We start from the raw sequence: 8,929 nt of genomic DNA on the forward strand, positions 1-8,929 counted from the left end.
CAACAACGTCATGCCCTCCTACATCTAGTCCTCGGGCCCTGCGACCCCGGCTCGTGGGGCCGGGGCGCCCGGTCTGACGCGGGTTCCGCCGCGGGCGTCATCAAGCCAGGCGAGCCTCACTTGAACCGTTCCAGATCAATAGGTCATGATGGCGTGGTGTATTCGGATCAGTCTGCGTCGCCCCCCGCTCCGGCCCCGGCCGAGGGCACGCGCGAGCGTGTGCTGCAGCTGGTCCTGACGCGTGGACCCGTGAGCGCGGCCGAGATCGGTCGGGAGCTGGAGCTGACCGCGGCCGCCGTGCGCCGCCATCTGGACGCGCTCGAGGAGGACTCGCTCGTCGAGGTCAAGCGGGTCACCGCGGCCCGCGGCGCGGGACGGCCCTCCCGCCGCTACGTGGTCACCTCGCACGCGCAGGAGCACCTGCCCAAGGACCACCTCGCCGTCGCCCTGGACACCCTGGCCCGCCTCGAGGAGCTCGGCGGGGAGGAGGAGGTGCGCCGCACCGCGCGCCACGCCTTCCGGGAGATCGAGGAGCGCTTCACGGCCGCCGTCGACGGCCGGGAGACCGCGCTGCAGGACCGCACCCGCATCCTCGCGCGGGTCCTCGACGAGGCCGGCTACGCCGGCACGCTGCGCCACTTCGGCGCGGGCCTGGCGCCCACCCTCCGCGCGGACCAGGTCTGCCAGGGGCACTGCCCGTTCCAGGGAATTCCCGCGCGCCATCCGGAGTTCTGTGAAGAGGAGACCGCGCTGTTCGCCCGCCTGCTCGAGGTGGACGTGCGCCGGCTCTCGACCCTCGCCGCCGGCGCCCACGTGTGCACCACACACGTGCCGCTGGGCCGCGACTGAGCCGCGCGGGCCACGCCCCGGCTCCCGCCGACCACCCGACCGACCCCGACCGCAGTGACTAGTGAGAGAGGCTGAGATGACCGACCAGATCGTCCAGCGGGACTCCACGGAGACCGCCGACCCCGGCGTGATCCAGGAGATCCTCGACAAGAACCCCGAGCTCAACGCCATCGGCGCCTACCAGTACGGCTGGGCCGACTCCGACGCGGCCGGCGAGAAGGCCGTCCGCGGTCTGAACGAGGACGTCGTGCGCGACATCTCCGGCAAGAAGGACGAGCCGGAGTGGATGCGCGACCTGCGCCTGAAGGCCCTCAAGTACTTCGAGCGCAAGCCGATGCCGGCGTGGGGCCCGGACCTGTCCGGCATCGACTTCGACAACATCAAGTACTTCGTGCGCTCCACCGAGGGCCAGGCCAAGACCTGGGAGGACCTGCCCGAGGACATCCGCAACACCTACGAGCGCCTGGGCATCCCGGAGGCCGAGCGCGAGCGTCTCGTGGCCGGCGTCGCCGCCCAGTACGAGTCCGAGGTCGTCTACCACCAGATCCGTGAGGACCTGGAGGAGCAGGGCGTCGTGTTCCTCGACACCGACACCGCGCTCAAGGAGCACCCGGAGATCTTCGAGGAGTACTTCGGCACCGTGATCCCGGTCGGCGACAACAAGTTCGCCTCCCTGAACACGGCCGTGTGGTCCGGCGGCTCCTTCGTGTACGTGCCCAAGGGCGTGCACGTGGAGATCCCGCTGCAGGCCTACTTCCGCATCAACACGGAGAACATGGGCCAGTTCGAGCGGACGCTGATCATCGCGGACGAGGACTCGTACGTGCACTACATCGAGGGCTGCACCGCCCCGATCTACCAGTCCGACTCGCTGCACTCGGCCGTCGTCGAGATCGTGGTGAAGAAGAACGCGCGCGTGCGCTACACCACCATCCAGAACTGGTCCACGAACGTGTACAACCTCGTGACCAAGCGCGCCGTGGTCGAGGCCGGCGGCACCATGGAGTGGATCGACGGCAACATCGGCTCCAAGGTGACCATGAAGTACCCGGCCGTGTACCTGACCGGCGAGCACGCCACCGGCGAGACCCTCTCCGTCGCGTTCGCGGGCAAGGACCAGCACCAGGACACCGGCTCCAAGATGGTGCACATGGCCCCGCACACGAACTCCTCGATCGTGTCCAAGTCCGTGGCCCGCAGCGGCGGCCGCGCCGCCTATCGCGGCCTGGTGCAGATCGCCGAGGGCGCGAACGGCTCCGCCAACTCGGTGGTGTGCGACGCCCTGCTCGTGGACACGGTCTCCCGCTCCGACACCTACCCGTACATCGACATCCGCGAGGACGACGTGACCCTCGGCCACGAGGCGACCGTCTCGAAGGTGTCCGAGGAGCAGCTCTTCTACCTCATGAGCCGCGGCATGTCCGAGGACGAGGCCATGGCCATGATCGTGCGCGGCTTCATCGAGCCGATCGCCCGCGAGCTGCCCATGGAGTACGCGCTCGAGCTCAACAAGCTGATCGAACTGCAGATGGAAGGATCGGTGGGCTGACATGACCGACACCGTTGAGAACACCCAGCGGACCATGATCCCGGGCATGGGCGAGGAGGGCGAGAAGCTCACCGCCGCGCAGAACCCGGCCGCCCGGGCCGGGGGCCGGGAGCGCAACGCCGCGGGCTCGCGCGCCGATCGCCTCAGCTCCTTCGAGCTGTCCGACTTCCCCGTGCTCACGGGGCGCGAGGAGGACTGGCGCTTCACCCCGCTCAAGCGCCTGGGCGGGCTGCACCTGCCCGAGGGCGACGACGCGCGCCTGACCGGTGCCGCCCCCGCCGTGACCGTGGCCGAGCAGGCCGGCGTCACGGTGGAGACCGTGGCCCGCGACGACGCCCGCGTCGGCTCCGTCCTGACCCCGGACGACCGCGTGTCCGCCGCGGCCTGGAACTCGGTCTCCGAGGCCACCGTCGTGACGATCTCCGGTGAGGTCGCCGAGCCGGTGCGCATCGACGTCGTCGGCTCCTCCGCCGACCCGGCCGCGATGCACCTGACCGTGCTCGTGGAGGAGAACGCGCAGGCCGACGTCGTGATCGCCCACCGCGGCACCGCCGTGCTGGCCCAGAACGTCGAGTTCGACGTGCGCCGCGACGCCCGCCTGAACGTGGTCGCACTGCAAGCCTGGGAGGGCGATGCCGTGCACGTCTCGGCCCAGCAGGCCTCGGTCGCCACGAACGCGCACTTCAAGCACGTGGCCGTGTCCTACGGCGGCGGCGTGGTGCGGCTGACCCCGACCGCGCGGTTCGCCGCGGAGCGCGGCGAGGCCGAGATGTACGGCCTGTACTTCGCCGACGCCGGTCAGCACCTCGAGAACCGCCTGTTCGTGGACCACAACCAGCCGGACTGCGTCTCGAACGTGCTCTACAAGGGCGCCCTGCAGGGCACGGACGCGCGCACCGTGTGGGTGGGCGACGTGCTGATCCGCAAGGAGGCCGAGGGCACGGACACGTACGAGAAGAACCAGAACCTGCTGCTCTCCGACGGGGCGCGCGCGGACTCGGTGCCGAACCTGGAGATCGAGACCGGCGTGATCGAGGGGGCGGGCCACGCGTCCGCGACCGGCCGCTTCGACGAGACCCAGCTGTTCTACCTGATGGCCCGCGGCATCTCCGAGACCGAGGCCCGCCGCCTGATCGTGCGCGGCTTCCTCAACGAGATCATCCAGAAGATCGGCATCGGCGACGTCGAGGACGAGCTGACCGCCGTCATGGAGGACGAGCTCCGCATCGCGCAGCTCTGACCGACGCCCCGCAGACCCCACCGCCTTCCACCCGAGGAGAACCACCATGGCAACCCTGCAGATCACCGACCTGCACGTGCAGATCGCGACCGAGAACGGCCCCAAGGAGATCCTGAAGGGCCTCTCCCTGACCATCGAGACGGGCGAGACCCACGCGATCATGGGCCCGAACGGCTCCGGCAAGTCCACCCTGGCCTCGACCATCGCCGGCCACCCGCGCTACGAGGTCACCTCCGGCTCCATCACCCTCGACGGCGAGGACGTGCTGGAGATGGGCGTCGACGAGCGCGCCCAGGCCGGCCTCTTCCTGGCCATGCAGTACCCCGTGGAGATCCCGGGCGTCACCATGACCAACTTCCTGCGCACCGCCAAGACCGCGCTTGACGGCGAGGCCCCCTCGCTGCGCACCTGGACCAAGGACGTCAAGGGCGCCTTCGAGGCCCTGCAGATCGACCCGGCGTTCATGAACCGCAACGTCAACGAGGGCTTCTCCGGCGGCGAGAAGAAGCGCGCCGAGATCCTCCAGCTCGAGCTGTTCAAGCCCAAGTTCGCGATCCTCGACGAGACCGACTCCGGCCTCGACGTCGACGCGCTGCGCATCGTCTCCGAGGGCGTCAACCGCGCCCAGGCGCAGAACGAGATGGGCACCCTGCTGATCACCCACTACACGCGGATCCTCAACTACATCAAGCCGGACCACGTGCACGTGCTGGTGGACGGCCGCGTCGCCGAGTCCGGCGGCCCGGAGCTCGCCGAGCAGCTCGAGGCCGAGGGCTACGCCCGCTTCGAGAAGGCCGCGGCGGGGGCCTGAGATGACGGAGACCGCGAACCAGGTGCCCACGGAGGACATCCGTGAGGCCCTCAAGGACGTGATCGACCCGGAGCTGGGCGTCAACGTCGTGGACCTGGGTCTGCTCTACGGGCTGCACTACGCCGACGACGGCGCGCTGCTCGTGGACATGACCCTGACCACCGCGGCCTGCCCGCTCACGGACGAGATCGAGGACCAGGTCTCCCGCGCGATCGGCACCATGGTGGACGAGTGGCGGCTGAACTGGGTCTGGATGCCCCCGTGGGGCCCCGAGCGGATCACCGAGGACGGGCGCGACCAGATGCGCGCCCTTGGCTTCAACATCTGATCCGGTCCGGACGACGACGGCGGCCCCTCACCTTCGCCCAGGAGGTGAGGGGCCGCCGTCGTCGTGGGGGAGTGCGGACGGACCCGCAGGCGCGGTGCTCTCGGCTCAGATGTCCAGGGAGGGGGCCCGGAACGTGTCGCACTGGCGGATGTCGGGCTCCTGCTGGGCGCTCTGGTAGCCGCGCATGAACCAGGCCATGCGCTGCTCGGAGGTGCCGTGCGTGAACGCCTCGGGGTCCACCCGCCCGGTGTGGGTGGACTGGATGCGGTCATCGCCCACGGCGGAGGCCGCGTCGATGGCCTGGCGCAGCTGGTCCTGCGAGATCGGCTTCAGGAACGGCTCACCGGACTCGGGGTCCACGGTGGAGGTGGCATGCCCGGCCCACATGCCGGCGAAGCAGTCGGCCTGCAGCTCTGCGCGCACGGCGCCGGAGGTGGGGCCGGTGGTCCCGTCCTTCGAGTGCTGCAGGTAGCCGGTCACCTGCTGAACGTGGTGGCCGTACTCGTGCGCCACGATGTACTCCTCCGCCAGCGGTCCGCCCTCGGCGCCGAAATCGGTCTGCAGCGTCTCGAAGAACGCGGTGTCGAAGTACATGGACTCGTCCGCCGGGCAGTAGAACGGGCCCGTGGCCGAGGAGGCGCTGCCGCAGCCGGTGCTCACGCCGCCCTGGAACAGGGTCAGCTGCGGCTGGCGCCACTGGATGTCCGAGAACTGGGCGAGGTACTCGCCCCAGAACTCGTCCGCGGCCTCGGTGGTCGCGACGACGCGGCAGTCCGTGTTCTGGTTGGCGTCCGCACCGCTGGCGCACTCCTCGTCCGAGAGGGGCTGGCTCTGGCCGCCCGAGCCCGTCTGCTGCTGGTACTGACTCTGGCCGACGGACCCGCCGCCCGTGTCGATCCCGAGCTGCTCGGCCAGCCCGGGGGCGAAGATCGCGAGCAGCAACGCGAGCAGGCCGCCGCCACCGCCGATGGCGATGCCCCGGCCCCCCAGCCCGCCGCCACCGCCCGATCGGGCCCGGCCGGCGTCGATCTGCACGTTCTCGTTGAAGCTCATGGGGCCAGAGTGTAGACGGACTAGACTGGCCCGGCACCGCGCTGGCCCCCGCCCGTCGAGATCGGCCGGACCCCGCCGGTGCACCCCTGTTCTTCCCTCGACCCCTGGAGTCTGACACCCCCATGCTGACCGTCACCGATGTCGAACTGCGCGTGGGCGCCCGTCTCCTCATGGACGAGGTGAACTTCCGCGTGGACAAGGGGGACAAGGTCGGCCTCGTGGGGCGCAACGGCGCCGGCAAGACGACGCTGACCAAGGTCCTGGCCGGCGGCGGGCAGCCCACGGCGGGCACCGTGACCCGGACCGGGCGCATCGGCTACCTGCCCCAGGACCCCAAGGTCGAGGACATGGACCAGTCCGGCCGCGACCGCATCCTCTCCGCCCGCGACCTGGACCAGACGATCCGCCGCATGCGGGAGGCCGAGGCCGGCATGGCCGCCGTCGACGACGCCGAGCGGGAGCGGGCGATGAACCGCTACTCCCGCCTGGAGGCGGAGTTCGAGGCCCGCGGCGGCTACGCGGCCGAGTCCGAGGCCGCCCGGATCACGTCCAACCTCGGCCTGCCGGACCGCGTCCTGGACCAGCCGCTGCACACCCTCTCCGGCGGCCAGCGCCGCCGCGTGGAGCTCGCCCGCATCCTCTTCTCCGACGCGGACATCCTGCTGCTGGACGAGCCCACCAACCACCTCGACCACGACTCGATCGTGTGGCTGCGCGACTACCTGAAGACCTACTCCGGCGGCCTCCTGATGATCTCGCACGACGTCGAGCTCATGGAGATGACCGTGAACAAGGTCCTCTACCTGGACGCGAACCGGCAGACCATGGACGTCTACAACATGACGTGGAAGAACTACCTCGCCCAGCGCCAGCAGGACGAGGCGCGCCGCCGGCGGGAGTTCGCCAACGCGGAGAAGAAGGCCTCGGCCCTCATGGCCCAGGCCGAGAAGATGCGTGCCAAGGCGACCAAGGCCACCGCCGCGCAGAACATGATCAAGCGCGCCGAGCGGCTCATGCGCGGCGTCGAGGGCGAGCGCGCGGTCGACCGCGTGGCCGCGATCCGCTTCCCCACCCCGCAGGCCTCCGGCAAGACGCCGCTGCGCGCCGAGAACCTCTCCAAGTCCTACGGCTCGCTCGGGATCTTCACGGGAGTGGACCTGGCGATCGACCGCGGCTCGCGCGTGGTGATCCTGGGCTACAACGGCGCCGGCAAGACGACGCTGCTGCGCATGCTCGCCGGGGAGGAGACCCCGGACACCGGGGAGGTGCAGGCGGGCCACGGGCTCAAGCTGGGTTACTTCGCCCAGGAGCACGACACCCTGGACCAGGACGCGTCGGTCCTGGACAACATGCGCCACGCCGCCCCGCAGCTCGGCGACACCCAGGCGCGCACGCTGCTCGGATCGTTCCTCTTCCAGGGCGACGACGTCGACAAGCCCGCCCGCGTCCTCTCCGGCGGCGAGAAGACCCGCCTGGCGCTGGCCACGCTCGTGGCCTCGAGTGCGAACGTGCTGCTGCTGGACGAGCCCACGAACAACCTCGACCCCGCCAGCCGTGAGGAGATCCTCCACGCACTGCGCCAGTACGAGGGCGCCGTGGTGCTCGTGACCCACGACGAGGGCGCCGTCGAGGCGCTCGACCCCGAGCGCGTGGTGCTGCTGCCGGACGGGGTCGAGGACCTCTGGAACGACGACTACAGGGACCTCATCACCCTCGCCTGAGTCCGCGGGCCGCCGAGGCGGAGGGCCGGCTCAGTCGAAGAGCGCATCCTCGGCCTCCTCGTCCGTGAGCCGCCCGTCGCGCCGCCGCCGGGCCGGCTTGGCGCGGGGGACCCGGTGCGCGGAGAGCAGCCCGTCGTCCGCGGCGTCGTCGAGGGCGTCGGCCCGGTCGTTGCGGGCGCGCATCCACGCGGAGTACCCCCACACCCCGAAGCCCATGGCCGCGAACAGGTACCACTGGATCGCGTAGGACAGGTGCGGGCCCTCGTCGAGGGTGGGCTCGACGAGCTTCTGCGGCATCGGCTCCACCGCCGGGTCCTCCGTGACCATGATCCCGTAGGCCGTCCCGGCCACGGGCCCGCCCACGGTGTCGGCGATCTCGGCGAGGTCGATCGAGGGCACCTGACCGTCCGGGGCGTCGCGGTCCAGGGCCGGCTCCCCGGGCTTGACCCGCACCACGACCTCGGCGTGGCCGGCGGGCGGGGCCGGCACGGCGTCCGGCTGACCCGGACTGTTGCCCACCGGGAGCCAGCCGCGGTCCACCACGACGACGGGGCCCTCGTCCGTCCGGAACGGCACGAGCACCTCGTAGCCGGGCTGGCCGGCCCGGGGGCGGTTGCGGACGATGAGCGTCTCGTCGACGAGGTACTCGCCGGTCAGTGTCACGGGCGTCCACTCGTCGTCGGTCTGGAACGCGGTGAACAGCCGGGAGGCCTCGGCGAACGGAACCGGGTCGTCGTCGTAGTTCTCCAGGACGCGGTTGACGCGGTGCTGGACCTCCACGCGGCGGTCCCACTGCCACTGCGCGAGCGCATGGCACAGGAACGCGAAGAGGACGCACACCACGAAGCCGAGGATCCACGGGCCGGTGGCGAGGAAGCCGAAGCGCAGGGCAGGAAGGCGTTCGGCGTCGCGGGCGGTCGGGTCCGTCATGGGGGCGGGGATGCTCATGGGCGCGGGGGCTCCTGCGGGGTCTCGGGCGTGTCGACCTCGGGCGCCTGCGTGGCGGCCGGATCGAGCGGGCGGGAGCGCCGCAGGAAGCCGCGGGCGCTCAGGAAGTCGTCCAGGAAGGGCCGATGGTCCGTGCAGGCCAGCCAGGTCTTCACGCGGTCCGGGGCGTGGACGCGCGGGTTGTTCCACTCCAGGGCCCAGGCGGCCTCCGCGGTGCAGCCACGACGCGAGCAGACCGGCCGCTCGGGCCCGTCCACGGCGGCGTGCGGGGATCGGGCAGTGGAGGCACCGGCGGCGGGGTCAAGGCGGCCGGACGCGAGGGCGCCCAGCAGGTCCATGCCCGGCTCACCCGGGACCGCGCCGATCACGCGCCGCCCCGTCCGGGCAGGCCGGGACTGCCGGCGGACGAGGACCCTCGGCCCAGCGCCCG

General features: G+C 71.1%; 9 protein-coding genes. 6 read left to right on the forward strand and 3 right to left on the reverse strand.

The window, feature by feature from the left end:
• Positions 1-153 precede the first annotated feature (153 nt).
• From HMPREF3105_RS04000 to HMPREF3105_RS04020, 5 genes are all read left to right on the forward strand, one after another.
• Entirely contained in the window at positions 154-849 is a 696-nt protein-coding gene (locus tag HMPREF3105_RS04000) for a helix-turn-helix transcriptional regulator (protein ID WP_230297443.1), read from the forward strand.
• Between the two features lie 76 nt (positions 850-925).
• Positions 926-2,398 (forward strand): Fe-S cluster assembly protein SufB, encoded by a 1,473-nt coding sequence (gene sufB / locus HMPREF3105_RS04005; RefSeq protein WP_002855322.1) that lies wholly within the window; start codon positions 926-928, stop codon positions 2,396-2,398.
• A gap of 1 nt (position 2,399) precedes the next feature.
• Positions 2,400-3,638: a Fe-S cluster assembly protein SufD gene (gene sufD, locus HMPREF3105_RS04010; protein WP_036315255.1), complete on the forward strand. Its 1,239-nt coding sequence runs from the start codon at positions 2,400-2,402 to the stop codon at positions 3,636-3,638.
• Positions 3,639-3,684: 46 nt separating this feature from the next.
• Positions 3,685-4,449 carry a Fe-S cluster assembly ATPase SufC gene (gene sufC, locus HMPREF3105_RS04015; protein WP_070708818.1) on the forward strand — a complete coding sequence of 255 codons (765 nt, stop codon included), beginning with the start codon at positions 3,685-3,687 and terminating at the stop codon, positions 4,447-4,449.
• Position 4,450: 1 nt separating this feature from the next.
• A complete protein-coding gene (locus HMPREF3105_RS04020; protein WP_070708819.1) occupies positions 4,451-4,777 on the forward strand; it encodes a metal-sulfur cluster assembly factor in 327 nt (108 codons plus the stop codon).
• A gap of 105 nt (positions 4,778-4,882) precedes the next feature.
• On the opposite strand, the gene HMPREF3105_RS04025 is transcribed toward HMPREF3105_RS04020, so the two are convergent.
• Positions 4,883-5,830, reverse strand: coding sequence for a KPN_02809 family neutral zinc metallopeptidase (locus tag HMPREF3105_RS04025; RefSeq protein WP_070708820.1), 948 nt, complete (start codon positions 5,828-5,830; stop codon positions 4,883-4,885).
• 122 nt (positions 5,831-5,952) lie between these two features.
• Here HMPREF3105_RS04025 and abc-f point away from each other — a divergent pair, with 122 nt between their 5' ends.
• Entirely contained in the window at positions 5,953-7,551 is a 1,599-nt protein-coding gene (gene abc-f / locus HMPREF3105_RS04030; RefSeq protein WP_070708821.1) for a ribosomal protection-like ABC-F family protein, read from the forward strand.
• Positions 7,552-7,581: 30 nt separating this feature from the next.
• Here abc-f and HMPREF3105_RS04035 read toward each other — a convergent pair whose 3' ends face one another.
• Positions 7,582-8,499, reverse strand: a complete 918-nt coding sequence (locus tag HMPREF3105_RS04035; RefSeq protein WP_070708822.1) for an SURF1 family cytochrome oxidase biogenesis protein — start codon at positions 8,497-8,499, stop codon at positions 7,582-7,584.
• A partial coding sequence (locus HMPREF3105_RS13755; RefSeq protein ID WP_371441095.1) for a hypothetical protein occupies positions 8,496-8,929 on the reverse strand: 434 nt, incomplete at its 5' end. The genes HMPREF3105_RS04035 and HMPREF3105_RS13755, both read right to left, overlap by 4 nt.

This window comes from Micrococcus sp. HMSC31B01, assembly GCF_001816085.1.
Classification (GTDB): Bacteria; Actinomycetota; Actinomycetes; order Actinomycetales; family Micrococcaceae; genus Micrococcus; species Micrococcus luteus.

Excerpts from the sequence above, each read along its gene's own strand:
- sufB (WP_002855322.1), top strand. The coding sequence starts at position 926 with ATGACCGACCAGATCGTCCAGCGGGACTCCACGGAGACCGCCGACCCC.
- sufD (WP_036315255.1), top strand. The coding sequence starts at position 2,400 with ATGACCGACACCGTTGAGAACACCCAGCGGACCATGATCCCGGGCATG.
- sufC (WP_070708818.1), top strand. The coding sequence starts at position 3,685 with ATGGCAACCCTGCAGATCACCGACCTGCACGTGCAGATCGCGACCGAG.
- HMPREF3105_RS04020 (WP_070708819.1), top strand. The coding sequence starts at position 4,451 with ATGACGGAGACCGCGAACCAGGTGCCCACGGAGGACATCCGTGAGGCC.
- HMPREF3105_RS04025 (WP_070708820.1), bottom strand. The coding sequence starts at position 5,830 with ATGAGCTTCAACGAGAACGTGCAGATCGACGCCGGCCGGGCCCGATCG.
- abc-f (WP_070708821.1), top strand. The coding sequence starts at position 5,953 with ATGCTGACCGTCACCGATGTCGAACTGCGCGTGGGCGCCCGTCTCCTC.
- HMPREF3105_RS04035 (WP_070708822.1), bottom strand. The coding sequence starts at position 8,499 with ATGAGCATCCCCGCCCCCATGACGGACCCGACCGCCCGCGACGCCGAA.